Origin of the sequence: Ruminococcus bicirculans (ex Wegman et al. 2014), from assembly GCF_000723465.1 — a bacterium.
GTDB classification, from domain to species: domain Bacteria; phylum Bacillota; class Clostridia; order Oscillospirales; family Ruminococcaceae; genus Hominimerdicola; species Hominimerdicola aceti.
In genome coordinates, this window is the sequence record NZ_HF545616.1 from 941,929 (window position 1) to 967,531 (window position 25,603).

A 25,603-nucleotide genomic window follows, 5' to 3' on the forward strand; every position below is an offset into this window, starting at 1 on the left:
CCACACAATGAAAAAGATACACGTCTGTGCTATAAACAGAAAGGTCAGAGATGACGAAAAGCTTTTTGTTGAAGAGTGCGACAGAAAATATAATGAAAAGCTCGTTGCCATTGCAGACAGCATCGAGGAGCATCAAAAGGAGAAGCCTATATTGCTTTTGGCAGGTCCGTCAGGGGCGGGCAAGACCACAACAGCGTTGAAAATAGAGGAAATACTTGACAGCAGGGGTATACACACCCACACTATCTCTATGGACGATTATTTTCTTCCAGCGGACAGCTTCACCGCTGTTATAGGAGAGGACGGCAAGCCTGACTATGAATCTCCTGACAGAATAGACAGAAAGCTTCTTTATGAGCATATGGAAAAGATAAACAGCGGTGAGGAAGTCGTTCTGCCGAAGTTTGAATTTTCAGAACAATGCAGGCGTGATGGAGAAAAACTCAGACGAAACAAAAACGACATAGTTGTTTTTGAGGGTATCCATGCCCTTAACCCGGAGGTCACAGGTGCGGCTGGGGATTATGCAAGATGTATGTATGTCAGTGTAAGAAGCAGACTCGAATTGAAAGACGGTGAGCTTCTGCATCCTTGCTATATCAGGCTTATGCGCAGACTTATAAGGGACGGATTTTTCCGTGGCAGAAGTGCAGCGGAAACACTAGATATGTTCGACAGCGTTGAGGCTGGCGAGAACAAGTATATAATGCCATACAAGCACAGGGCTGAGTTTTCAGTGGATACTTTTCACGCTTATGAGCCTGCCTTGTATAAGAACTATCTTTTGAATACACTGCGACGTGAGAGCAGGAGCTATAAGGATTTTGAACGCTTTTTGCCTATGCTAAAAGCCCTTGAGGAGATAGAGCCGGTGATGCTCGAAAGTGTGCCTGTAAATTCCCTTGCAAGGGAGTTTGTAGGTGAGAGCAGCTATAGCTACTAAGACGATAAAACGCCGTCGGAAAAGGACGGCGTTTTGCTATGCTTGCTTGACTTTTTTTATAAAAAGTAGTAAAATGAGATAAGGTAAGTACAGGTATTTTTGAAAACGTTTTCCTGAACGTGATCATTGAATAAAAAATTAGTGGGGATAAAAATGAATTTTGATAATGATTTGATGCTTTTCTTCCGAACGATATATGAAGATTCGGAGAATATGGACGAATGCAGTGCCAAGGTGAAAAGTGCTGTGGCTGCTGTGGCAGACAAGCTTGACATCGTCAGAGCGGAGCTTGCAGTGAAAATGCCTGCAACAAAGCTTTGTGAGGATGGTGCAGATATGCTCATGGTGCTTTATGACAGAGAGAAGGACGTGGAAAACGAGCCTTTTGAGGCAAGTTTTCCTTTGTTTGAAGGCGGATTTATAACAGTGACCTTTTATTCTGGTAATTCCAATGGTTTTGATAACGAGCAAAGGAATATCGTAGAGATAATCGCAAACACTGTTTTTATCCAATTTAACAGGGTAATTATGCAGGAGCTTGTTACTCATGTTATAAAAACGGATATCGAAACAGGTGCAGCAACTTTAGACGCTTTGATAAATTACGCCGGTATGCTTATAGCGCAAAACAGGATAGAGGATTTCAGTATAATCTTTTTCAATATACATAACTTCAAATATGTAAATAAGGTATTAAATTACGAACAGGGCGACGTTGTTTTGCGTAATTATACAAAGACAATATACCGAAATCTTTCAGATGGTGAGATTATCACAAGACTTGGCGGCGATAATTTCGTTATGCTTGTAAAGAAAGAATCGCTCAGAGAATATATTGATATGCTCAGCTTTATGAACATAAGGTATGATGATGGCAAAGTATCAAAGGATTTTATTTTTAGTGCAACCATCGGATATTCGTCAACTGTGGGTATAAGATATCCAAGAGAAGTAATGGCTCGTGCAAGCATTGCATATTCTGCTGCAAGACGAGTTGGTGCAGGCCATGTAATGGAGTATTCCGAAAATATAAAACAAGAACTGATGAAAATTCAGGGAGTGCTGTCAAACTTCATGGCTGGGCTTATGGCTGGTGAGTTCGAGGTGTATTATCAGCCAAAGGTACGCATCGAAACCAAGGAGATATTTGGTGCAGAAGCCCTTGTACGTTGGCATAGAAAGGGAAGGATATCAGCACCGGTGGAGTTTGTTCCGTTTCTTACCAATGACGGAAGCATAATAAAGCTTGACTACTATGTGCTTGAAGAAGTTTGCAAATGGCTGAGAAAACGTATAGATATGGGTTTTGAACCCTTGAGGATATCAGTGAATTTTTCGAGGAAGCACCTGGAAGAAAAAAATATGATAGGCAATATAGTTGCCTTGATCGACAAATACGAGCTTGATCACCAGCTTATAGAAATAGAGCTTACTGAAAGCGAGGATTATCAGAATTTTGAGCTTATCACAGAGATCGTGAATGGTCTGAGAGCTAATGGTATCGTCACATCTATGGACGATTTTGGTACTGGCTTTTCATCGCTCAATATGATAAAGAACGTTGATCTTCAGGTAATAAAGATAGACAAGTCCTTTATTCCTCTTGAAAAGGATTATGAGGGCAAGGATAAAGATCTTATAATGTTCTATTACATTATAAAAATGGTTAAAAAGCTTGGCAAGGAAACTATCGCCGAGGGAGTTGAAACTGAGCAGCAGCTTGACTATCTCAGAGAAGTTGGCTGTGACGCTGTTCAGGGCTTTGTGTTTGACAAGCCTCTGCCTGCGGCTGAGTTTGAGAAACGTCTTGCCTGCGGTTATAACTGATAAATAAAAGGACGAACATTTTGTGTTCGTCCTTTTTTCTGCATGAATGAAAACAGCCGCAAAACCGCATTTTAGTATTAGTTTTGTGCATCTTTGCTGAGTATCTCCTCTATGTTATCAAAGATAAACTCCTGCGCTTGCTTTGGAAAAAGTATCGTTTTGTAGCTGTTTCCAAGCTGTGATATTTTTTCACGCTCTATTATTCCTGCTTCAGGGGAAAGTATTGTAGTTTCAAGAAAGCCCCTGCCGTTTGCACCGTCTTTTGCAAGATAATTTTCACCTATGAGCCATTCTTTTATGGCAAGTTTTATGCTTCTTATATCGCCGTCTGTGCCGAGCTGATAGAAAATGCTGTCGCATACTTCTGAAAGGGTCATATCCTGTTCCTTGCCTGAAAGCTCACCTGCGTGGGCAATTATATATTCCTTTGTGCTTTGACCGCCAACCGCATTTTGTTTTTGCAGATAGCCCTCTGGGATATATTTATAACCCGAAGCAGCGTCAGGATTTTCCTTGAGATATTTCTGTATCTCAGCTACAAAGTATCTTCCATAACGTTCCTGCTTTGACTTTCCCACCCCTGAGATATTCAAAAGCTCCGTCTGCGTCTTAGGCAGCTTTATACACATATCACGCAGTGAAGCGTCTGTAAGAATGATATATGCAGGCAGACTCGCCTGTGTCGCAAGCTTGCTCCGCACAGCTCTGAGCCGTCCGAAAAGCTCCTTGTCAAATGTCGTAACTTCGTCCCTGCCGATCTTTGTGACCGTTTCGCTCTTTGGCTTTTTCTTTGGAAGGCGTATTGTAATAGTCTTTTTGTCCATTAATATCTCTGCAGACCTTCTGGTAAGTGTAAGCACAGAAAAATCCCCGTGTGAAGTCTGTGTGATGTAATCATCAGCTTCAAGAAAAGCTATGAGCCTGCGGATATATACCTGCGTGGAGTCTTTCATTATGCCGTAGGTTGAAAGAGTGGAAAGGTCAAAACGCTTTACCTTTTCGGAGTCTGAGCCTTTAAGTATCTGTGCTATGACACCTGCTCCAAAAGAAAGGTTTCGCTGGTGAAGTCTATAAATGCAGGAAAGCACTTTTTGGCAATCTACAGACACGTCAACTTCTTCTGTTTCTCCGAAATCACCCAAACAGCCTGAGCAGTTCTGACAAGGCTTGTCCTGCTTCTCACCGAAATATCCAAGGATAAACTCTCTCAGACAGCCGTTTGTGTTGCAGTAATCGGTCATCTTTTTCAGACGCATAAGATCACGTTTGCGTATCATTTCAAGAGTGTCATCGTCAAGGTCGGGATTGTCATGTGAATTGTTTATAAGAAACTTGTTGGTCGCAACGTCCTGACCGCTGTAGAGCAAAATGCACTTTGCTTCGTTTCCGTCACGTCCCGCTCTGCCTGCCTCCTGATAATAGCTTTCAATATTCTTAGGCATATTGTAATGTATGACATAGCTCACGTTTGATTTGTCTATTCCCATGCCGAAAGCATTGGTCGCCACCATGACCTGGACACGGTCAAAAATAAAATCATCTTGATTTTTACGCCTTTCCTCATCAGAAAGTCCTGCATGATAGCGTGAAGCGTTGTAGCCGTCGGCACAGAGCTTTTCACACACGCTCTCAACATTTTTTCTTGTGGAGCAGTAGATTATTCCGCAGTTGTCCTTGTATTTCTCAACTATCCTCACTGCTTCACTGTATTTGTCATGAGGGTGAGAAACGCCAAAGTAGAGATTTTTTCTGTCAAAGCCTGTGGTTATGGTGAAAGGGTCACGTAGTTCAAGCATTTTGATAATGTCTGCTTTTACTTCTGCGGTGGCAGTGGCGGTGAATGCACTGACTATGGGACGGTAGGGAAGTTTACCAAGAAACTCGGGTATCTTCATATAGGAAGGTCTGAAATCCTGTCCCCACTGAGAAACGCAGTGGGCTTCGTCCACCGCAAGCATGGATATCTTCACCGACGAAGCCAGTGACAGAAACGATCCTGTCATCAGCCTTTCAGGTGCAACATATATTATCTTGTACATACCACGGGCGGCGTTTGATATAGCCATTTCATACTGTGCCGCCGTCAGTGAGGAGTTCAGATACGCTGCCCTCACTCCAGATTGTATCAGCGAGTTCACCTGATCTTTCATAAGGGATATGAGCGGCGAAACAACTATAGTTATCCCGTCAAACATAAGAGCAGGTATTTGATAGCACATAGATTTGCCTGCGCCTGTTGGCATAACTCCAAGGCAGTCACGCCCTGCAAGTATGCTGTCTATTATCTGCTCCTGACCGTTTCTGAACTGAGAGTGCCCGAAAAAGTCCTGAAGCACTGAATACTTATTGTGAAAATCTGTCATTTTATCCTAACTTTCCATTGTGTGTATGCTTATATTATACTACCAAAAACCAGCTAAGTCAAACAGATATACAAAATTCCATGCACGATTTTGTAACATCTTTTCCTTAGTCGCTATTGTAATTTTATCGGGATTGTGTTATAATAGGCTTGGTAAATAATTAGTTATAAAAATATAAAAAATTAACAAATCTCCAAAGGAAGGGTTGTCTGAACACAGTCGTATATTCAGGCATGGTGAAGATCATGGATATGGAAAATAAATTGTGGCAAAGCTATTTTGGTGCTGTCTGGGGAAAGGTTTGTTCAATATGGCACAATATCGGCGGGTTTGTTATGGACGAGAAAAGCGGAGAGTTTTATGCCGATGAAAACTGTCGTGCTCTTATGGGACTTAGAGAGAACACAGATTATGACAAGTTCAGAGATATAGTTGCATTGAACGGCGGAGGACGAGATCTTGGTCTGCCGTTGTGTATAGAACTTCTTGACACTCCAAGTGGCATTGCCGCCGGAATAGTGTATCTGTCGAAAGAATATATGTCAAAAAGTGTTTTTGAAGGGCTCGACATTATACCACAATCAGAGCTTGTAAGACTTCTTGATGGAATGACACGCTCATCATTGCTTGCTCTTGTAAGATTTGATGGAGCAGGGAAGCTTTTGGATTCAGACTACTGCATAGGGGAGGCACTTAAGGCGGCTGTTGCGGTTTTGCCTGAAAATACTGTGACGGCATTCAATTCAGACGGTCAGTTTTGGATATATGTTCCACGCTTTGGAGGTAAGCCTGAGGAGTTTGCTGACAATATACGTAAAGCGGTGAAGGAGTGTTGCCTGCCAGATGAATTTGGAGTGAGATCATCTTCGAATCATTCGCTGTCTGTGACGGCAGGCATAAGCAGCGGCTTTGAAGTGCCAGCAAGACTCATGCACGCAGCAGGCTTTGCACTCTATGAAGCTAAGGCAAAGGGTGCAGGCAGTATTTGTTGCTTTGATCCTGAAAAATATGCAAAGCAGAAGAGTGATATTGAGAGTATCAGGGCTTTTTCAGAGCTTCTTGATAAAAATCTGTTTACATATCATTTTCAGCCTATCGTTAGTTCTTCAACAGGCGAGATAGTCGCTTATGAAGCGCTTATGAGAACAAAGGGAAATATAGCACTCAATCCGCTTCAGATACTCAACTGTGCTAAAAATTTCGGCAGACTTTACGATATAGAGAAGGCTACACTGAAAAATACTCTTAAATATCTCAGCAAGCATCAGCTCGATTTTGAAAACCGCAGGCTGTATATAAATTCAATATCATCTCATGCTCTTGACGATAAGGATTTTTATGCGATCGTCAATGATTATGGCGAACTTCTTGAAAAGGTCGTTATCGAAATGACAGAGCAGACAGAGATAAGCGAGGACGACCTCGATAGAATAAGGGTGCGTCTTGAAAAGAACAATATGAGCCTTGCTATTGACGATTACGGCACAGGCTATTCAAATACATCGAATCTTCTGCGATATGATCCTGAGGTGGTAAAGATAGACCGTTCTCTCATTTCTGGCATTGACCAGAATCCTAAGGCTCAGAAGATAGTTTCAAAAATGGTGGAATATTTCCATTCAAGCGGATATACCGCGCTTGCAGAGGGCGTTGAAACAAGCGAAGAACTTAAAACCATGATATATTTCGGCGTCGATCTTATTCAGGGTTATTATGTTTCTAAGCCGAAGCCTGTGCTTATCCACGATATCTCGGAAAATATCCGTGAGGAGATAGTGGCTTACAGTATCGAGGCTGGAGATAAAGATAAAAAGGTTTTCCACGCTGAGGATAATGACGTTATCGACCTTGCTGAGATGTATAAAAAAAGATATTCTGACATTTTTCTCGGCACAGGTACATTTACTTTTTCAGGAAAGGCTGAGGACGATCGTGCAGTGCCTCTGTCTGTGACAGTTGGTAGTGGCGTTGATTGCGTCATTCACTTGAAAAACGCATGGCTCACTACATATGGTGAATTACCGAACATAAAGCTTGGCACTGGCTCTAGAGTAAGGATAGTGTGCAGCGGTGAAGATCATATAGACGGCAGAGGCATTTATGTCCCTGAGGGATCATCGTTAGAGCTTGTAGGCTCAGGTGAGCTTTATGTCAGATCAGAGTCGAAGGATTGCTATGCAATAGGCACTGACAGCAGGCAGCCTTGCGGTAGGATAACTGTCGCAATGACAGGTATTCTTGATATAACTGCAAATGGCGACAAGTGCGTTGGAATAGGCGGAGGAGGCTGCAAAGATGGTATTGTCATTGCAGGCGGTGATATAGCTGTAAATTGCAGTGGCGATAGGTGCGTTGGTATTGGAAGCATCGACGGCGACGCAGATGTGACTATATCAAACTGTGGCTGCAGGCTAAAGCTTGCGGCAGGAATGTCAGTGGGCATTGGTGCCGTAAGGGGCAGTGCTGATATAAGCATTTCAGATTATAACATGAGTTGTGAGCTTTCGGGAAATAACCTGACTGCAGTGGGAGTTATGAGTAACGGAACCGGAAGGATATGTATTCTTGATGGCAGACTCAACATTTCCATGAAGGGAAGAACTCTCAACTGTGTGGGAACAAGGGACGGCGAGCTGGATTGTGAGCTTAAAAATACTGTCTTTAAGCTTTATTGCGAGGGTGGTTCTGTTTCAGGTGTTGGAGATAAAACAGGTAAAGGTGACGTGACAGCACAAAGCTGTCAGTTTGACGTAATGTTCCTTACAGGCGATGGCTGGTGGCTTGGAAGTCCGAATGGTACGCTTTCAGTAGTCGACTGTAAGAAAGATATCAAGATAAACAAATAAGGCAAAGCCCATAGGCGTGCCTTGTGTGACGCTGCTTTAGATCGTCTGAAGCAGCACGGCTGATTTGTACGGAGGATCATGAGATGATGAATGATACTGCTAAACGCAGACGTATAAAAATAGGACTTTTGGTGAGCCACCTTGAAGATGATTTTGACGATGCGGTTGCAGAGGGCGCAATGATAGGCGCAGAGCAGTGCGACGCCGACCTCGTTATTTTTCCAGGCAGATATATAGATGGGGTCTATGCCGATAAGCTGAGAACGGTGTATGAGTATCAGTATAATACTTTGTTCGATATGGCGGCGGCAAATAAGTTCGACGTTCTGCTTGTGCTTATCGGCACACTTGGAACATATCTTGACAACGAGCATAAGGTTCAGTTTCTGAAAAAATTTGCTGGAACGCCTGTTATAACTATAACGGCACATATTGATGGTTATCCTTGTATCATGCTCGACAACAGAACGGGAATGAAGGAGGCTATAGAACATCTTATAAAGGTGCATGGCTGTAAAAAGATAGGTATGGTAAGCGGACCTAAAACAAGTGATGATGCCCTTGAAAGACTTGACGTTTACAAGGAAACTCTTGAGGAAAATGGTATCATCTATGATGAAAAGCGTGTTGCATATGGTAATTTTTCGAAATTCTGTGTTGACGAAGTCGGAACGCTAATTGACGATAATCCAGAACTTGATGCTATCGTTTTTGCAAACGACCAGATGGCAATTGCAGGCTATAAGGCTATGGAAGAGCGTGGGATACGTCCTGGTAAGGATATCCTTGTGACAGGCTTTGATGACGATCCAGTGGCTGAGGAGCTTAATCCGCATTTGACGACTGTCAAGGCTGACCCTTCTGAACTTGGCTATCATGCCGTTCAGGAGGCTGTGAACTATGTTATAAATAAGGCTATAAACAACGATAAGATCTCTTCAGAAATGGTAAGAAGAAATTCCTGCGGCTGTCAGGGCAACTCAAAATTAAAGACCATATCTTTTGGTCGCATATCAGATGATCCGGAAGCGTTTGCAAGAAGAATGAGCCAGTTTTTGTTCAATAAATACAGTGCAAGTGAAACAACTGCGAAAATGCGAGAAGTTTACGTCAAGATAATATATGCACTTGATGATTATGCCCGTGAGGAAAATCTTGATAATGAGGTCAAAAAAGATAAGGTATTAGAAATGATCTCAACTCTTGCCAGTGAAGAATTTTTTAGGTTTGTGAGCGTTGATGAGCTTTATGCTTCTGTTGAGTATATTCAGCAAAAGCTTATCTCTCGTTTTGATAACATGGAGAAGCATTTGAAGTTAAATCAGACTTTTATTCAGATATACAAGATACTGGCAGAACGCAATGCGAATTATTGTAAGGAAAAGCTTGAGGATAATGAGTTTCTTGCATGGCAGGCAAACTCTATCACAAGGGATATGCTTGTATTTGAAGCTTATGATGACAGAGCATATGAGACCGTTGTGGATAAGCTTATGAGGCTTCATATGGAATCAAGCTTTCTGTTCAGCTTCGAGCCTGCCATTATTCACTTCGGTACAGATAAGTGGCAACCGCCGGAATATATGTATCTCAAAGCCTATCACAATGGTTCTGACGCTATCCAGCTCCCACATGAAGAGCAGGCTGTAAAGTATACAGAGCTGTTGTCGAATAAGTATCTGCCAACAGACAGACGTTATACATTAGTGGTATCACCATTGTTCTCTAACGAGGAGCATTACGGAATACTGATGTGTGAGATAAAGCATGAGTATTTTAATTATTTGCAGTCTGTGACAGTTCAACTTTGTGCGGCACTTAAAATAATAACCTTGATGAAGCAGCAGGCTGTTACCCAGAAGCAGCTTAAAAAGAGCCTTATCGAGATCAAGGAAAACAATGAGCTTCTTCGAGATCTTTCAAGGCAGGACGCTTTGACGGGTTGCTACAACCGAAGGGGATTTTTTGAGGAGCTTCGTAAAAGACTCAGCAATGACAAAAACGAGGGTGAAAAGGCTATCATGGTCTTTGCCGACCTTGACTGTCTGAAAACCATAAATGATAAATTTGGTCACGAGGAGGGCGACTTTGCTATACTATCTGCGGCAAAGATACTTAAACACTCTTTTGGCAACAGTGAGATAGTGGGTCGTATAGGTGGCGATGAGTTCGTTGTATGCGCTTTTCTTGATAACGCAATAGATATCCCGTCAATGAGAAACCATATAGAAGCGGTCACAAGAGAATACAATATTAAATATGCCGCCGATAAGCCATATATAATCCATACGAGCGTAGGCGTTTATCCGTTCGTATGCAGTGCCACGCTTGAGATAGGAGAGCTTCTCAGCCATGCTGATATCCTGCTTTATGAGGAGAAAAAGCACAAGAGAAGTATTCTTAAAAGCGATTATGAATAACATTTGCAGGCTGTCTGAAAAAGGCAGCCTGCTTTTTGTTTTTATGCTTGACAAAATATCATGGCTGTGATATAATAAAACATATTTTACGAAAGGAGCGTCGGATGACATGAGAATTACAAGAATATGGGTGAGAAACTATTAAACCGAATATCAGGCAAGTGCATTGGCACAAGCCGCTCCGACTCTTCCGTATAACGTTTTGGTTACACGCCTGAGGGTGTGTTTTTTTATGCCTGAAAAAGCCGAAGAGCGGCTTGATAACAGACATTAGGAGTGATTAATATGGCAGAAATGTTTGACAACACAATAAAAAAAGACCGTGTGCTGTTGGCGGCAGTGGACACAGGTTCGTATGACGTGGAGCTTTCCCTTGACGAGCTTGAAGAGCTGACAGAAACAGCAGGCGGTGAGGTGATAGCGAGAGTAACACAGAAAAGGCCGTCCTTTGACAGCGGTACCTGCATAGGCTCAGGCAGGCTTGAAGAAATGGCTGAGATATGCAGAAATGAAAATATTGACAGGATAGTTTTTGACTGCGAGCTTACAGCTACGCAGATAAGAAATATCGAGGACGTGTGCGGCGTTTTCACTATCGACAGAACTATGCTCATACTGGATATCTTTGCTCAGCGTGCGACTACTCGTGAGGGCAGATTGCAGGTAGAGATAGCACAGAATAAATACAGACTTCCAAGGCTTGCAGGCATGGGAACTAATATGTCACGTCTTGGCGGTGGTATCGGCACAAGAGGTCCTGGTGAGTCGAAGCTCGAAACTGACAAGCGACACATCAGAACACGTATTGCGGCACTTTCAGACGAGCTTAAGGAGATAGAGAAGCGTCGTGGGCTTATGAGAAAACGTCGCAAGAAAGACGGTGTTCTCACAGCGGCGATAGTGGGCTATACAAACGTGGGCAAATCCACACTGCTTAATTATCTTACAGAAGCGGGCGTGCTTGCAGAGAACAAGCTTTTTGCGACTTTGGAAACAACATCAAGGGCTATAGAGCTTCCTGACGGCAGGTCGGTGACGCTTATTGACACGGTAGGACTTATCAGACGTCTGCCGCATCAGCTTGTGGAAGCTTTCAAATCCACTCTTGAAGAGGCGGCAAGTGCGGACGTTATAATCCATATGTGCGACGCCTCGGCTGATGACTGCGAGGAGCAGGCAAAAGTTACCCTTGAACTGCTCAAAGAACTTGGCTGTGAGGGAATACCTGTGGTTACGGTGTTCAACAAGTGCGACAAAGTGCCTTATATAAACGAGCTTGACACATCAGGTGAAGCGGTGAAGATATCCGCCAAAAACGGCACAGGCATTGACAGCCTGCTAGCGGCTATACAAAGGGCGTTACCCGAAAACAGCGTAAGATGCAGGCTTCTTTTGCCTTTTGACAAGGCGGGTCTTGTGAACACCATAAGGCAGGAGGGCAGGATATTCAGCGAGGATTATACCGCTGAGGGTATCGTTCTTGACGCTCTTGTGGATATCAAGGTCTATCATCTTGTGGAAAGCTATAAGGTAAAAAGTGAAGAATAAAGTGTTTTGCAAACGTTAAAAAAATGTAAACTCTCGGTATGGCTATTGACAAGCCCTGCCTGTGAGAGTATAATAATCGTGGTTAGCAATAACAAATAAATCGAAAGGAAAAAACAGAATATGTCTACTGTTATCATGTCTGCAGTCTTTACATACTTCTTTATGAGCTTGAGCTACTTTTATGGCTTCGAGTTTTTTTGGCGTGTGAAGAAAGCGACGAGATCAGAATAGGCGTATAGAGAAGTTTCTGTTTTTATATATGCGTTTATTATAAGCCGTGGCTTTCTTGTAAAAGAATGTCACGGCTGTTTTTATTGCCTATACAAATTTGATTTTCGGAGGAAAGTAACATGATCATCGTATTGAAAAACAATTCACAGGAAAAACAGGTAGAAGAGCTTTTGAACTGGCTCGACCAGTTCCATGTATCGACGAATCTGGTAGAGGGCGTTCATTCAAATGTTATCGGTCTTATTGGCGACACAACTCAGATCGATATAGAAGCAGTTCAGGCTAAGGAATGTGTTGAAAATGTACAGCGTGTTCAGGAGCCTTACAAGAATGCTAACAGAAAGTTCCACCCTGATAATACTGTTATCGACGTTGCAGGCAGAAAGATAGGCGGCGGAAAGCTTCAGGTCATTGCAGGTCCTTGCTCTGTTGAAACTGAGGAGCAGATAATCACAACTGCTATCGCTGTAAAGGAAGCAGGTGCAACAATGCTCAGAGGTGGCGCATTCAAGCCAAGAACTTCACCATATTCATTCCAGGGTCTTGGCAAGGAGGGCATCGACCTTCTCATTCAGGCTAGAAAGATAACAGGTCTGCCTATCGTTACTGAGATCATGGATCTTTCTGATCTTGACTGCTTTGCTGACGTTGACGTTGTTCAGGTAGGAGCAAGAAATATGCAGAATTTCACGCTTCTCAAGGCTCTCGGCAGAAGCGACAAGCCTGTTCTTCTCAAGAGAGGACTTTCATCAACACTTCAGGAGCTTCTCATGTCCGCTGAGTACATAATGTCTGAGGGCAATCAGAACGTTATCCTCTGTGAGAGAGGTATCCGCACATTCGAGCCTGCCACAAGAAATACTCTCGATCTTTCAGCCGTTCCTCTGCTCCAGCAGAAAACACACCTTCCTATCACTATCGACCCTAGCCACGCTACAGGTATCGCTTCACTTGTTGAGCCAATGGCACTTTGTGCTGTAACAGCAGGCTGTGACGCACTTGAGATAGAGGTACACAACGACCCTAAGAACGCATGGAGCGATGGTGCGCAGTCACTTACTCCTGCACAGTTCGCTGAAACAATGAAGAAAGTTAAGGCACTTTCCGAGTTCATGGGCAAGCCTCTTGATGTAAACGAATAAACAAGACATTGAAAAAGAGGTGTTTTCGCACCTCTTTTTCTTTACAAATATTCAGTTATGTGGTATAATGTTTTAGAACTGTAAATGGATAAAGTACAAAGGAGGAAGAGCGATGAAACTTGTGCTTAAACAAAGGCTTTTTTCATGGTTTGACAGCTATGATGTGTGCGACGAATACGGTAACGCAGTTTTCAGCGTAAAAGGCAGACTCGCATGGGGTCACTTGCTGGAGATATACGACAACATGGGAAACAAGGTCGGCGTGCTGAAAGAAAAGGTGCTGAAAATTTTCCCTACCTTTGAGATATACATAGGCGGAGAGTATATGGGCTGTATAAAGAAAGAGTTCACCTTTTTCAAGCCAAAGTTCCATATAGATTTCTGCGGCTGGAGAGTGGACGGTGATATTTTCGGCTGGGACTATTCCGTTTATAGCGGTGCTGAACAGATAATGTATGTGTCAAAGGAGCTTTTGCACCTTACTGATACCTATGTCATAGACGTTTATGACGACAGCAATGCTTTGGCAGGATTGCTCATTGCACTTGCGATAGACGCCGAGAAATGCTCAGACGGCAATTAGGCTTTTATGATAGCTGTGTAAAAAATTGTACTGAAAGGTTTTGATATTAATGAAATTCAACTGCGAGCTTAAAAGGGTCGTGGACGATTCTTATGATATAGAAATAGGCAGAAAATTGCAGGATACGCTGGTCAGCGACTTTAAAGGCGGTCTAGTGGGGAAGACAAAGAAATTTGCCATTGTGACGGATTCTATCGTTGTGGATCTCTATGGCAGAGATATTTACGACAGGCTCAACGCCGCAGGTCTGAAAGCCGAGCTTTTTGTAATACCTGAGGGAGAAAAGTCCAAAACCAGGCAGATGAAAGAGTTTGTTGAGGACTCTATGCTTGAAAAAGGCTTTCGCCGTGACTGCTGTGTGGTAGCCGTTGGCGGCGGAGTTGTCACAGACCTGGCAGGCTTTGTTGCAGGAACATTCGGCAGAGGAGTGCCTTTTGTGAATTATGCCACAACGCTCCTTGCGGCGGCTGACGCTTCTGTGGGCGGAAAAACTGCCGTTGATACGCCACTTGCTACAAATCTTATAGGTCTGTTCAATCAGCCCAAGAAAGTTTATCTCGACATAGACACATGGAAAACTCTGCCTGAAAAACAGCTTTCAAGCGGTCTTGCGGAAACTATAAAGCATGGCTGTCTTGGTGATAAGGAGCTGTTTGAGTATCTTGAAAAAAACGTGGAAAAGGTGCTTGAATGTGACGGTGAAGCCTGCGAGTATATCGCAAAGAAAAACTGCGAAGTCAAGTACAAAGTGGTAATGAAAGACGAGAGAGAGTCGGGTCTGAGAGAGGTGCTTAATCTCGGCCACACTGTTGGCAGAGCTATCGAAACTGTGTCTGATTATAGACTATATCATGGCGAAGCTGTAGCTATCGGTATGGTGGCACAGTCAAGATTGGGCGAGAAGCTTGGCTTTATATCCCATGAAAATGAACAGCGTGTGGAAAAGCTTCTTGAAAGGGCAAAGCTTCCTACAAAAATACCTGACTATATTGACAGAAAGGCTCTTGTGAAAAAGCTTTATACAGATAAAAAGGTCCGTGACGGAAAGCTGAGATTTGTTTTCCAAAAAGAAATAGGCGAGATGATGTGCTTCGGTGAAAATCAGTACGGCAAAGAGATATCCGAGGAGCAGATTGCTGAAATAATCACAGAGATGTAACGGAGGATAGCGATGAACATAACTGTATTTCCGAAAAAACTCAGCGGACAGGTGACAGTTCCGCCCTCAAAAAGCGTTGCACACAGAATGGTGATAGCGGCGGCGCTGTCAAACGGCATTTCTGAGATAACAAATCTTTATCCCTCGGTGGATATCCTTGCGACTATGGATTGCATGAGGGCGCTTGGGGCGAAAATAGATTTTGACGGCGACAAGGCTGTGATAGAGGGCATAAAGGATATTCCTGAGAGCGCAGTTTTGGATTGCTGTGAAAGCGGCTCAACGCTGAGATTTCTCATACCTGTTGCTTGTGCGCTTGGGGTGGATACTCAGTTCATCGGCAGGGGCAGGCTTCCGCAAAGACCTATAACACCATATCTTGAAGAGTTTCCAAAGCATGGCGTAAGCTTTGAATACAACAACACTATGCCTTTTTCCACTAATGGAAAGCTCACAGGGGGCAAGTTCTATGTTGACGGTGGAATATCTTCTCAGTTTATCACAGGGCTTCTGTTTGCTCTGCCGCTTCTTGAGGAGGACAGCGAGATAATACTCACTTCTCATTTGGAGTCAAAGCCATATGTTGACATAACTCTAGGCACTTTGAGAGAGCATGGTTGTCAGGTGGAGGAAACAAAGAACGGATATTTTGTAAAGGGCGGTCAGCATTATATGCCTTTTAGTGGCAGAGTTGAGGGGGATTATTCTCAGGCGGCTTTCTTCAAGGTGGCAAATTCTTTGGGCAGTGATATTGATATCGCAGGGCTCTCTGAAAAATCTTTTCAGGGAGATAAAAAAATTGTTGAAATATGCGAGAAAATAGTGTATAATAAAAATGGCGGTTTGCAGCCTTTTGACCTCGATTGCTCGGATATACCCGACCTTGTGCCTGTTCTTACAGTACTTGGAGGCTTCTGCGAAGGAAAAAGCTATATACGAAATGCCGCACGTCTTAGGATAAAGGAGTGCGACAGGCTTTCGGCTATCTCACAGTGCCTTAACGCAATTGGCGGAAAGGTAACTGAGCTTGAGGACGGATTGGAGATAGAGGGCGTTGGCTCACTGAATGGCGGAGAAGTTGACAGCTTCAACGACCACAGGATCGCAATGTCAATGGCGGTGGCTGCCACAAGATGTACTTCACCACTGAAGATAAACGGTGCGGAGTGCGTCAGCAAGTCATATCCCGATTTCTTTGAGGTATATGAGAGCATCGGAGGAGAGATAAGCCGTGAGCCTTAACGTGGGCTAGTACAAAAATTTGTACTGATCTGGCGGGTATCTGCCGTTATTTATACAGGCTTTATAAGCTGACAGGAGGAAGTAAAATGTCATCAACATGGAACAACAATATAGGCTTTACCGTTTTCGGTGAGAGCCACGGCCCTGCAATAGGCGTTGTTATGGATAATGTACCGCCGGGGGAGAGCATCGACCTTGACAAGATATATCAATTTATGGCAAGAAGAGCGCCTAAGCAGAACAAGACCTCTACACAGAGAAAAGAAAAGGATATGCCGCAGATAATGTCTGGCTATTTCAACGGCAAGACTACGGGTACTCCTCTTTGTGCGCTTATAGCCAATACAGACCAGCATTCACAGGATTATTCAAATCTTTCAAGGCTTGCAAGACCAGGTCACGCTGATTATACAGGCGCATTGAGATACAGAGGCTTCAATGATGTAAGAGGCGGCGGACATTTTTCAGGCAGACTTACTGCGCCCCTATGCTTTGCAGGAGCAGTGGCAGGTCAGATACTTGAAAAAAGAGGTATCTATGTGGGCGCTCATATCGCAGAGATCCATGGCATAAAGGATAAGGCTTTTGACCCTATCAATACCACTAAGGATATGATAAGGGAAGTTCGTGAGAAAGAGTTCCCGACTATTATCGACGTTCAGGGCAACGAAATGATAAAGGAGATAGACAAGGCAAGAAAGGATAAGGACAGTGTTGGCGGAATTATAGAATGTATCGCTATCAATGTTCCAGCCGGTATCGGCTCGCCTATCTTTGACGGACTTGAAAACTCTATAGCTCAGCTTATTTTCGGTATCCCTGCGGTAAAGGGTCTGGAGTTTGGTGCAGGCTTTAAGGTGGCGGAAATGACAGGTTCGGAGAACAATGATGAGTTCTATGTAAATGATAAGGGTCACGTTGTGACAAAGACAAACAATCACGGCGGAATACTGGGCGGAATAGCTTCTGGTATGCCTATCACACTTAGAGTTGCTTTCAAGCCTACTCCGTCAATAGCAAGACCGCAGGCAACTGTGGACTATTCAGCTATGAAAAATGAAACTCTCGAAGTAAAGGGCAGACACGACCCTTGTGTTGTTCCAAGGGCTGTGCCATGTGTTGAGGCGGCTGTTAATATAGCTTTGCTCAATCATATGCTTGAATACCCAAATTTTTAGAGAAATTTCCAAAGGAGGATTGATAGCTTGGTACAAAATCCTGAGGCTCATATATCAGAGAACATGAAGAACATTTCCGACGTGTATGAGGTTCAAATACTTCTGGCTTATTTTCTCGGTCAGATAAATCAGCTTTGTACGCCTAATCAGCTTACTGAGATAGCCACGGGCGAAGGCGTTGTGAATTATTTTGTGTACACTGAGGCTGTCAGCAGAATGTTGGAAAACGGCACGCTGGAGCTTGCGGAAATAGAAGGCACGAATTACTATCGGCTCACTGAAAAGGGCATAGAGGGCGCTGAGAAATTCAAAAAACTTGTGCCGAAAAGTTTTAGAGATAAGATATATGCGGCAGGTCTAAGACTGTTCGTCAAGCTTAAAAACGATCGTGACGTAAGCTTTGATATAAAGCCTGCAAAGCGTGGTTATAACGTGCATTGCCGTTGCTGTGACGATGATATGGTGCTTATGGACATAACTCTTTACGCACCTGATCAGGAGCAGGCAAATTATATAAAATCGAAAATTCAGATGAATCCTACAGATTTCTATTGCAGAGTGGTGGACTATATAATCGAGAACGAGGAATATGTGCCGTCTGCTGCAGAGGAGCAGGGATTGTTCTAAAGAAAGTGGAGCCGTCTGGGCGTATGCTCAGGCGGCTTTTGAAAAAATATTTTTTATTTTTTGTGACATTTCGGGAGAGAAAAAGTATTTATTATAAAGGGGTGATCAAATGGACGTCAATTTGAAAAATACGCCTTCAGAGATAGACAGGCTTATAGATAAATATAAAAGTACCGTTTATGGAATCGCTATAGCACGTCTTGGCTCAAAAGCAGATGCAGACGATGTTTTTCAGGAAGTGTTTCTTGCAGCTTATCGAAAGGGGATAACAGTCAAGGACAATGATGAGGAGAAGTTCTGGCTTATCAGGACTACTCTCAATCAGTGCAAAAAGATAACATTGTCAAGCTGGCGCAGGCGTACGGTTCCCCTTGAAGAAAGAAAGGAAGAGGTAAGCTTTTTCAGAAGCCGTGAGGAAAATGATGTTTTCTGTGCTGTAACGGAACTGCCTGAAAAATACAGAATGGTGGTCTATCTTTACTATTTTGAAGAGGTGTCTACTGATGAGATAGCAGAGATAATGAAAGTACGCAGTGGAACGGTGAGAATGCAGCTTACAAGGGCAAGAGAAATGTTGAAAGAAAAGCTGAAAGGAGGATATTTCTATGAATAAGGAATTTTTCAGAGGCATGAAAGAGCAGATAGAGCCTGATGAAGAGCAGGTCGAGGAGCTGAAAAATAAGCTCAAGAATACTGCGGCGGTAAGCAGGAAACCTATGTGGATAGGCGGAGTATGTGCGGCGGCACTGTGTGTGGCAGTTGGAGCAGGTCTGTTTTTATCCGACAGCAAAACTGATAAAAACAGCATAAAGACAAGCGGCAGTTCATCAGTGCAGTACAATGACAGTTGGTCGCCTGACCTTATAAATAGAAATGGGAACGGCTCTGACGGAAATCAGACAGTAGCTGGTGGCGAAACAGAGGAAAGCATTGTCGACAGTACACATGATTCAAAGATCGACAACGGCAAGACGGACGATACGCATAATACAAACAACAATACGGGTGGAAATACGCACATAACAGACAATGACCGCATAAGTGACAACAATGGCGGAATTATTTCAGACAATAGTAATACAGAAAATACAGATAGTAATGCAAACGACAGCAAATCGGAGACCACATCGTCCAAAAATGAAACGGAAGACCCTATAGAGTTCGATGAAAAAGACCCTGTATACCCTGAGATATATGTGCAGGACGAAAGGCTTTTTGATATGACATTAAAGGGCAGGGCATTTGCATTCCCTGCAAAGTATAGTGATGTAGCGGATATGGGTCTTTGGGCGGCAGGTCTAAGTGGTTATTCTGAGAGCGTTGACCCGAAAAATTATGTGATAGCGGAAGATGATATGGAAACTTTTTTCAGTAATGGTGCAACAGGATATTCAGGAAGCATGACAATTGACAATAACACTTATGAGGAAGCGAAAGCAAGCGATTGTGATGTCATGGGATTGTTTTTGGATAACTGTCCTGAGTTTTCAATAGGAGGAATAAAGGCTGGTTCAACAATAGAAGATGTGAATAAGACGTTTGGCGTTAATTATACTAATGAATGCAGAACGCTTACTGTACATTCGGATAACGGCGCTTTTACAGACAGCAAGGGTACTTTTACTCTAACAGTTGTATTTGCGTTCGATGACGGGGTAGTTTATAGTGTAGGCGAGTCAAAGATATATTCGACGTTCTTCTGATCGTCAATATTGTGTAAGTTTTGTACTGTTTCTGTGCAAAATAATGAAAATATCTATAAAAAACATAGAAACGGTACAAAACGCTTGACAAAAAGGCATAAAAGTGATAAAATAAACAAGTCGTCTCGAGAGAGAGCGATAAAGAGAGAAGCGAAACGAAGGTAAAAGGTTCGGGAGAACAGCAGAGACCGAAGGAGTAGCTCAAAAAGAACTCAACAAAAGAGTTCGAACGAATTCATAAAGAATTCACAAAGAAAAGTCTTGACAAAGCTTAGCTGATATGATATAATAGATAAGCTGATTTAAGACGGCACATTAGAAAACACGAAAAGATCGAAAGTCAAAAAACTTTTTTGAAAAAACTTCAGAAAAGGGGTTGACAAAAGATAAAAAGTGTGATATAATGTAAAAGTTGCACGACACAAAAGAGTGTAACGAAACAGCATCTTGAAAATTGAACAAAGACGAATAGTACGAAACCCTTGAGAGATTCTTTTGAGAAAAAGAATTAAAGGTCTAACATAAAGACGTAAAAGAAATGTACGTTCAGTGAAGTGAACTGAAACAGGATAACAAGAGCAGAGATGCTTTTGATATACAACTTTGATTAAGAGTTTGATCCTGGCTCAGGACGAACGCTGGCGGCACGCTTAACACATGCAAGTCGAACGAGAGAAGAGGAGCTTGCTTTTCTGATCTAGTGGCGGACGGGTGAGTAACACGTGAGCAATCTGCCTTTCAGAGGGGGATACCGATTGGAAACGATCGTTAATACCGCATAACATAATTGAACCGCATGATTTGATTATCAAAGATTTATCGCTGAAAGATGAGCTCGCGTCTGATTAGCTAGTTGGTAAGGTAACGGCTTACCAAGGCGACGATCAGTAGCCGGACTGAGAGGTTGATCGGCCACATTGGGACTGAGACACGGCCCAGACTCCTACGGGAGGCAGCAGTGGGGAATATTGCACAATGGAGGAAACTCTGATGCAGCGATGCCGCGTGAGGGAAGAAGGTTTTAGGATTGTAAACCTCTGTCTTCAGGGACGAAAAAAGACGGTACCTGAGGAGGAAGCTCCGGCTAACTACGTGCCAGCAGCCGCGGTAATACGTAGGGAGCGAGCGTTGTCCGGAATTACTGGGTGTAAAGGGAGCGTAGGCGGGATCGCAAGTCAGATGTGAAAACTATGGGCTTAACCCATAAACTGCATTTGAAACTGTGGTTCTTGAGTGAAGTAGAGGTAAGCGGAATTCCTAGTGTAGCGGTGAAATGCGTAGATATTAGGAGGAACATCAGTGGCGAAGGCGGCTTACTGGGCTTTAACTGACGCTGAGGCTCGAAAGCGTGGGGAGCAAACAGGATTAGATACCCTGGTAGTCCACGCCGTAAACGATGATTACTAGGTGTGGGGGGACTGACCCCTTCCGTGCCGCAGCAAACGCAATAAGTAATCCACCTGGGGAGTACGACCGCAAGGTTGAAACTCAAAGGAATTGACGGGGGCCCGCACAAGCAGTGGAGTATGTGGATTAATTCGAAGCAACGCGAAGAACCTTACCAGGTCTTGACATCGTATGCATAGCTCAGAGATGAGTGAAATCTCTTCGGAGACATATAGACAGGTGGTGCATGGTTGTCGTCAGCTCGTGTCGTGAGATGTTGGGTTAAGTCCCGCAACGAGCGCAACCCTTACTGTTAGTTGCTACGCAAGAGCACTCTAGCAGGACTGCCGTTGACAAAACGGAGGAAGGTGGGGATGACGTCAAATCATCATGCCCCTTATGACCTGGGCCTCACACGTACTACAATGGCTGTCAACAGAGGGAAGCAAAGCCGCGAGGTGGAGCGAACCCCTAAAAGCAGTCTTAGTTCGGATTGTAGGCTGCAACCCGCCTACATGAAGTCGGAATTGCTAGTAATCGCAGATCAGCATGCTGCGGTGAATACGTTCCCGGGCCTTGTACACACCGCCCGTCACGCCATGGGAGTCGGTAACACCCGAAGCCTGTAGTCTAACCGCAAGGAGGACGCAGTCGAAGGTGGGATTGATGACTGGGGTGAAGTCGTAACAAGGTAGCCGTATCGGAAGGTGCGGCTGGATCACCTCCTTTCTATGGAGAACGGAGAAGTAAAAAAACTTCTCATAAACAAATTCTCCGGTCAGCAAAGGTTTAAGAAAGTAGTTTTTGTTCAATTTTGAGGATGCTGGAAACAGTATCTTTAAAACAGCACAATGGAGTACCTAGTCCCTGCATATGGGGGTGTAGCTCAGCTGGGAGAGCACCTGCTTTGCAAGCAGGGGGTCAGGAGTTCGATTCTCCTCATCTCCACCAAGGGACGAAGGAAGACGAACAGCTTGAGTGCCGTTATGTAAAGCATAATGGGCGCATAGCTCAGGTGGTTAGAGCGCACGCCTGATAAGCGTGAGGTCGGTGGTTCGAGTCCACTTGTGCCCACCAGCAAGAGAGATCTTGCAAGGAACGAAACTTGAAAATTGAATAATGAAAAGCAAAAGTAATGCAAATGAGGAAAAATGAACGACAATAACGAAAGTTAAAGTCGGGTAAAAAACCTGCAATTAGCATAAAAATTAAGAGGATTAGACATAATTCAAAAATGGTTAAGCTAAGAAGAGCGTAGGGAGAATGCCTTGGCATTAGGAGCCGATGAAGGACGTGATAAGCTGCGATAAGCTGCGGGGATCAGCAAGTATGAATTGATCCGCAGATTTCCGAATGGAGCAATCCGTATGTGTATGCACATACATCATATACTGAATCAAATAGGTATATGAGGGGAACCGCCTGAACTGAAACATCTAAGTAGGGCGAGGAAAAGAAATCAACCGAGATTCTGTGAGTAGTGGCGAGCGAAAGCGGAAGAGGCTAAACCATAGGTAGCAATACTTATGGGGTTTCGGACAGCATTTAGCATTGATAATTTCTAGTTGAAACGTGTGGGAAAACGTACCGAAGAGTGTGAGAGTCACGTAAGCGAAAGAGAAAGTCAGCGAGCTGTATCCAAAGTACCGCGGGACACGTGAAACCCCGTGGGAAGATGGGGGGACCATCCTCCAAGCCTAAATACTACCTAATGACCGATAGCGAATAGTACTGTGAAGGAACGGTGAAAAGAACCCCGGGAGGGGAGTGAAAAAGAACCTGAAACCCTATGCTTACAAGCACCGAGAGCACGTCAAAGTGTGATCGGGTACCTTTTGTAGAATGGTCCGGCGAGTTATTGTATGCGGCAAGGTTAAGTGCTTAAGGCACGGAGCCGAAGCGAGAGCAAGTCTGAATAGGGCGAAAAAGTCGTATGCAATAGACCCGAAACCGAGTGACCTATCCATGTCCAGGCTGAAGTGGAGGTAAAACTCCATGGAGGGCCGAACACACGTCCGTTGAAAAGGCCGGTGATGAGGTGTGGATAGCGGAGAAATTCCAATCGAACTCGGATATAGCTGGTTCTCTCCGAAATAGCTTTAGGGCTAGCCTCGTGAAAGATTACTGGAGGTAAAGCACTGAATGGGCTAGGGGTCGAAAGATTACTGAACCCTATCAAACTAAGAATGCCAGATAATTGATTCACGGGAGTCAGACAATGTGAGATAAGTCTCATTGTCAAAAGGGAAACAGCCCAGACCCACAGCTAAGGTCCCTAAACATTGTTAAGTGGAAAAGGATGTGGGGTTGCATAAACAACCAGGATGTTGGCTTAGAAGCAGCCACTCATTAAAAGAGTGCGTAATAGCTCACTGGTCGAGTGACCCTGCGCCGAAAATTCAACGGGGCTAAACAATGTACCGAAGCTTGGGATTCTAAAGTAATTTAGAGTGGTAGGAGAGCGTCGAATAAGGGGTGAAGTCAGAGCGGAAGCGCTGGTGGACTTTATTCGAGTGAGAATGCCGGAATGAGTAGCGAGAATTATGTGAGAATCATAATGGCCGAAAATCTAAGGTTTCCTGAGGAAGGTTCGTCCGCTCAGGGTAAGCCGGGGGCTAAGGCGAGGCGGAGACGCGTAGCCGATGCACATACGGTTGAAATTCCGTAGCCACCGAAAGATTTAAGTACAGGGACGCTTTAGAAGTGATGTTGCCGGGCGATGGTTGACCCGGTCGTAAGGGATCGAAAATGAGTAGAGAAGTCATCATGGAAAGAGACAAGAAAAGCTGTATGAATATCTTAGGTGCCCGTACCGCAAACCGACACAGGTAGATAGGAAGAAGATTCTAAGGCCAACGGGAGAAGGGTTGTTAAGGAACTCGGCAAGTTGACCCCGTAACTTAGGGATAAGGGGTGCTCAAGTGATTGAGCCGCAGAGAATAGGCCCAGGCGACTGTTTAGCAAAAACACAGGTCTCTGCTAAATCGAAAGATGACGTATAGGGGCTGACACCTGCCCGGTGCCGGAAGGTTAAGAGGAGATGTGAGAGCATTGAATTGAAGCCCCGGTAAACGGCGGCCGTAACTATAACGGTCCTAAGGTAGCGAAATTCCTTGTCAGGTAAGTTCTGACCCGCACGAAAGGTGTAACGATCTGGGCACTGTCTCAACAACCCGCCCGGCGAAATTGTAGTACCGGTGAAGATGCCGGTTACCCGCGACTAGACGGAAAGACCCCATGGAGCTTTACTGTAGCCTAATATTGGATTTCGGTATTTCACGTACAGGATAGGTGGGAGACTGGGAAGCACAGGCGTCAGCTTGTGTGGAGTCGACCTTGGGATACCACTCTTGGAGTGCTGGAATTCTAACCTGCGGCTTTGAAGCAAGTCGGGGGACATTGTTAGGTGGGCAGTTTGACTGGGGCGGTCGCCTCCTAAAGAGTAACGGAGGCGCTCAAAGGTTCGCTCTGCATGGATGGAAACCATGCGTCAGAGTGTAAACGCAAAAGCGAGCCTAACTGCGAGAATGACGGTTCGAGCAGTAACGAAAGTTGGAGTTAGTGATCCGGCGGTATGTGAATGGAAATGCCGTCGCTCAACGGATAAAAGCTACCCTGGGGATAACAGGCTGATCTCCCCCAAGAGTCCACATCGACGGGGAGGTTTGGCACCTCGATGTCGGCTCATCGCATCCTGGGGCTGAATTCGGTCCCAAGGGTTTGGCTGTTCGCCAATTAAAGCGGTACGCGAGCTGGGTTCAGAACGTCGTGAGACAGTTCGGTCCCTATCTGTCGTGGGCGTAGGATATTTGCAAGGAGCTGTCCCTAGTACGAGAGGACCGGGATGGACGCACCTCTGGTGCACCAGTTGTCACGCCAGTGGCACAGCTGGGCAGCTATGTGCGGAACGGATAAACGCTGAAGGCATCTAAGCGTGAAGCCGCCCTTAAGATAAGATATCCCTTCTGTTTACAGAGTAAGACCCCTTGAAGACTACAAGGTTGATAGGCTCAAAGTGTAAGCACGGTGACGTGTTTAGCTAGCGAGTACTAATCGGTCGAGGGCTTAACCTTATTGGTTATGACTACTCCTTTTAACCAACAGCTTTTTCATTATTCAATTTTGAGGATTCGTTCCTCTTCACTTAGTCGGTGGCGTTTGAGTTGAGGTCACACCTGTTCCCATGCCGAACACAGTAGTTAAGCTCTTCTTCGCCGAAAATACTTGGATGGTAACGTCCCGGTAAGATAGGGTGCTGCCGACACCTTACTAAACAGAGAAGATAATGTTCTTCTCTGTTTAGTCATATTCCTCCTTAGCTCAGTCGGTAGAGCATTCGGCTGTTAACCGAAGGGTCGTTGGTTCGAGTCCAACAGGGGGAGCCATACTTGTGCAATAAAATAGA

14 protein-coding genes, 3 tRNA genes and 3 rRNA genes are annotated in these 25,603 nt (G+C 44.3%); 19 read left to right on the forward strand and 1 reads right to left on the reverse strand.

Annotation, left to right across the window (positions count from 1 at the left end; translation table 11 throughout):
* The first annotated feature begins 7 nt into the window (after nucleotides 1-7).
* Together RBI_RS04165 and RBI_RS04170 are read left to right on the forward strand one after the other, a co-directional pair.
* Nucleotides 8-943, forward strand: coding sequence for a uridine kinase family protein (locus RBI_RS04165; RefSeq protein WP_038671259.1), 936 nt, complete (start codon nucleotides 8-10; stop codon nucleotides 941-943).
* A 153-nt stretch (nucleotides 944-1,096) separates the two neighbouring features.
* A complete protein-coding gene (locus RBI_RS04170) occupies nucleotides 1,097-2,770 on the forward strand; it encodes a bifunctional diguanylate cyclase/phosphodiesterase (RefSeq protein ID WP_038671261.1) in 1,674 nt (557 codons plus the stop codon).
* A 77-nt stretch (nucleotides 2,771-2,847) separates the two neighbouring features.
* Here RBI_RS04170 and recQ read toward each other — a convergent pair whose 3' ends face one another.
* On the reverse strand, nucleotides 2,848-5,133 hold the full coding sequence (gene recQ / locus RBI_RS04175) for a DNA helicase RecQ (RefSeq protein WP_038671263.1): 2,286 nt from the start codon (nucleotides 5,131-5,133) through the stop codon (nucleotides 2,848-2,850).
* A gap of 251 nt (nucleotides 5,134-5,384) precedes the next feature.
* On the opposite strand from recQ, the gene RBI_RS04180 reads away from it, so the two are divergent.
* The 17 genes from RBI_RS04180 (at nucleotide 5,385) to RBI_RS04260 (ending at nucleotide 25,583) form a co-directional block, all read left to right on the forward strand.
* Nucleotides 5,385-7,979, forward strand: coding sequence for an EAL domain-containing protein (locus tag RBI_RS04180; protein ID WP_158455086.1), 2,595 nt, complete (start codon nucleotides 5,385-5,387; stop codon nucleotides 7,977-7,979).
* An 83-nt stretch (nucleotides 7,980-8,062) separates the two neighbouring features.
* Nucleotides 8,063-10,399 (forward strand): diguanylate cyclase, encoded by a 2,337-nt coding sequence (locus tag RBI_RS04185; RefSeq protein WP_038671267.1) that lies wholly within the window; start codon nucleotides 8,063-8,065, stop codon nucleotides 10,397-10,399.
* 294 nt (nucleotides 10,400-10,693) lie between these two features.
* Nucleotides 10,694-11,947 (forward strand): GTPase HflX, encoded by a 1,254-nt coding sequence (gene hflX, locus RBI_RS04190; protein ID WP_178086266.1) that lies wholly within the window; start codon nucleotides 10,694-10,696, stop codon nucleotides 11,945-11,947.
* A gap of 350 nt (nucleotides 11,948-12,297) precedes the next feature.
* The gene (gene aroF / locus RBI_RS04195; RefSeq protein ID WP_038671269.1) at nucleotides 12,298-13,320 is read left to right on the forward strand and encodes a 3-deoxy-7-phosphoheptulonate synthase; all 1,023 of its coding nucleotides are present in this window, start codon (nucleotides 12,298-12,300) and stop codon (nucleotides 13,318-13,320) included.
* A 112-nt stretch (nucleotides 13,321-13,432) separates the two neighbouring features.
* Nucleotides 13,433-13,903, forward strand: coding sequence for an LURP-one-related/scramblase family protein (locus RBI_RS04200; RefSeq protein ID WP_022288571.1), 471 nt, complete (start codon nucleotides 13,433-13,435; stop codon nucleotides 13,901-13,903).
* Nucleotides 13,904-13,952: 49 nt separating this feature from the next.
* Nucleotides 13,953-15,062 carry a 3-dehydroquinate synthase gene (aroB, locus tag RBI_RS04205; protein WP_038671271.1) on the forward strand — a complete coding sequence of 370 codons (1,110 nt, stop codon included), beginning with the start codon at nucleotides 13,953-13,955 and terminating at the stop codon, nucleotides 15,060-15,062.
* Nucleotides 15,063-15,074: 12 nt separating this feature from the next.
* A complete protein-coding gene (aroA, locus tag RBI_RS04210) occupies nucleotides 15,075-16,304 on the forward strand; it encodes a 3-phosphoshikimate 1-carboxyvinyltransferase (RefSeq protein ID WP_038671273.1) in 1,230 nt (409 codons plus the stop codon).
* Between the two features lie 86 nt (nucleotides 16,305-16,390).
* Nucleotides 16,391-17,482: a chorismate synthase gene (aroC, locus tag RBI_RS04215; RefSeq protein WP_038671275.1), complete on the forward strand. Its 1,092-nt coding sequence runs from the start codon at nucleotides 16,391-16,393 to the stop codon at nucleotides 17,480-17,482.
* Nucleotides 17,483-17,509: 27 nt separating this feature from the next.
* A complete protein-coding gene (locus tag RBI_RS04220; RefSeq protein WP_022288567.1) occupies nucleotides 17,510-18,109 on the forward strand; it encodes a DUF4364 family protein in 600 nt (199 codons plus the stop codon).
* Nucleotides 18,110-18,218: 109 nt separating this feature from the next.
* Complete coding sequence (locus RBI_RS04225; protein ID WP_038671277.1) at nucleotides 18,219-18,722, forward strand: RNA polymerase sigma factor; 504 nt, start codon at nucleotides 18,219-18,221, stop codon at nucleotides 18,720-18,722.
* Nucleotides 18,715-19,812 (forward strand): hypothetical protein, encoded by a 1,098-nt coding sequence (locus tag RBI_RS04230; protein ID WP_038671279.1) that lies wholly within the window; start codon nucleotides 18,715-18,717, stop codon nucleotides 19,810-19,812. The genes RBI_RS04225 and RBI_RS04230 overlap by 8 nt, the downstream gene beginning before the upstream one ends.
* Nucleotides 19,813-20,415: 603 nt before the next feature.
* Nucleotides 20,416-21,927: ribosomal RNA gene (locus RBI_RS04235) — 16S ribosomal RNA — on the forward strand.
* A gap of 146 nt (nucleotides 21,928-22,073) precedes the next feature.
* Nucleotides 22,074-22,149, forward strand: a tRNA-Ala gene (locus tag RBI_RS04240).
* A 49-nt stretch (nucleotides 22,150-22,198) separates the two neighbouring features.
* Nucleotides 22,199-22,275, forward strand: a tRNA-Ile gene (locus RBI_RS04245).
* A gap of 159 nt (nucleotides 22,276-22,434) precedes the next feature.
* Nucleotides 22,435-25,271, forward strand: a 23S ribosomal RNA gene (locus RBI_RS04250).
* Between the two features lie 74 nt (nucleotides 25,272-25,345).
* Nucleotides 25,346-25,462, forward strand: a 5S ribosomal RNA gene (rrf, locus tag RBI_RS04255).
* Together the 16S, 23S and 5S rRNA genes with 3 tRNA genes alongside form the textbook arrangement of a ribosomal RNA operon.
* A 45-nt stretch (nucleotides 25,463-25,507) precedes the next feature.
* Nucleotides 25,508-25,583 (forward strand) — tRNA-Asn (locus RBI_RS04260).
* The last annotated feature ends 20 nt before the right edge of the window (nucleotides 25,584-25,603 follow it).

What these genes read in the sequence shown, in the direction of transcription:
- RBI_RS04200 (WP_022288571.1), top strand. Translation starts at nt 13,433, where the DNA reads ATGAAACTTGTGCTTAAACAAAGGCTTTTTTCATGGTTTGACAGCTAT.
- RBI_RS04165 (WP_038671259.1), top strand. Translation starts at nt 8, where the DNA reads ATGAAAAAGATACACGTCTGTGCTATAAACAGAAAGGTCAGAGATGAC.
- aroA (WP_038671273.1), top strand. Translation starts at nt 15,075, where the DNA reads ATGAACATAACTGTATTTCCGAAAAAACTCAGCGGACAGGTGACAGTT.
- aroC (WP_038671275.1), top strand. Translation starts at nt 16,391, where the DNA reads ATGTCATCAACATGGAACAACAATATAGGCTTTACCGTTTTCGGTGAG.
- hflX (WP_178086266.1), top strand. Translation starts at nt 10,694, where the DNA reads ATGTTTGACAACACAATAAAAAAAGACCGTGTGCTGTTGGCGGCAGTG.
- recQ (WP_038671263.1), bottom strand. Translation starts at nt 5,133, where the DNA reads ATGACAGATTTTCACAATAAGTATTCAGTGCTTCAGGACTTTTTCGGG.
- RBI_RS04170 (WP_038671261.1), top strand. Translation starts at nt 1,097, where the DNA reads ATGAATTTTGATAATGATTTGATGCTTTTCTTCCGAACGATATATGAA.
- aroF (WP_038671269.1), top strand. Translation starts at nt 12,298, where the DNA reads ATGATCATCGTATTGAAAAACAATTCACAGGAAAAACAGGTAGAAGAG.
- aroB (WP_038671271.1), top strand. Translation starts at nt 13,953, where the DNA reads ATGAAATTCAACTGCGAGCTTAAAAGGGTCGTGGACGATTCTTATGAT.
- RBI_RS04185 (WP_038671267.1), top strand. Translation starts at nt 8,063, where the DNA reads ATGATGAATGATACTGCTAAACGCAGACGTATAAAAATAGGACTTTTG.
- RBI_RS04230 (WP_038671279.1), top strand. Translation starts at nt 18,715, where the DNA reads ATGAATAAGGAATTTTTCAGAGGCATGAAAGAGCAGATAGAGCCTGAT.
- RBI_RS04225 (WP_038671277.1), top strand. Translation starts at nt 18,219, where the DNA reads ATGGACGTCAATTTGAAAAATACGCCTTCAGAGATAGACAGGCTTATA.
- RBI_RS04180 (WP_158455086.1), top strand. Translation starts at nt 5,385, where the DNA reads ATGGAAAATAAATTGTGGCAAAGCTATTTTGGTGCTGTCTGGGGAAAG.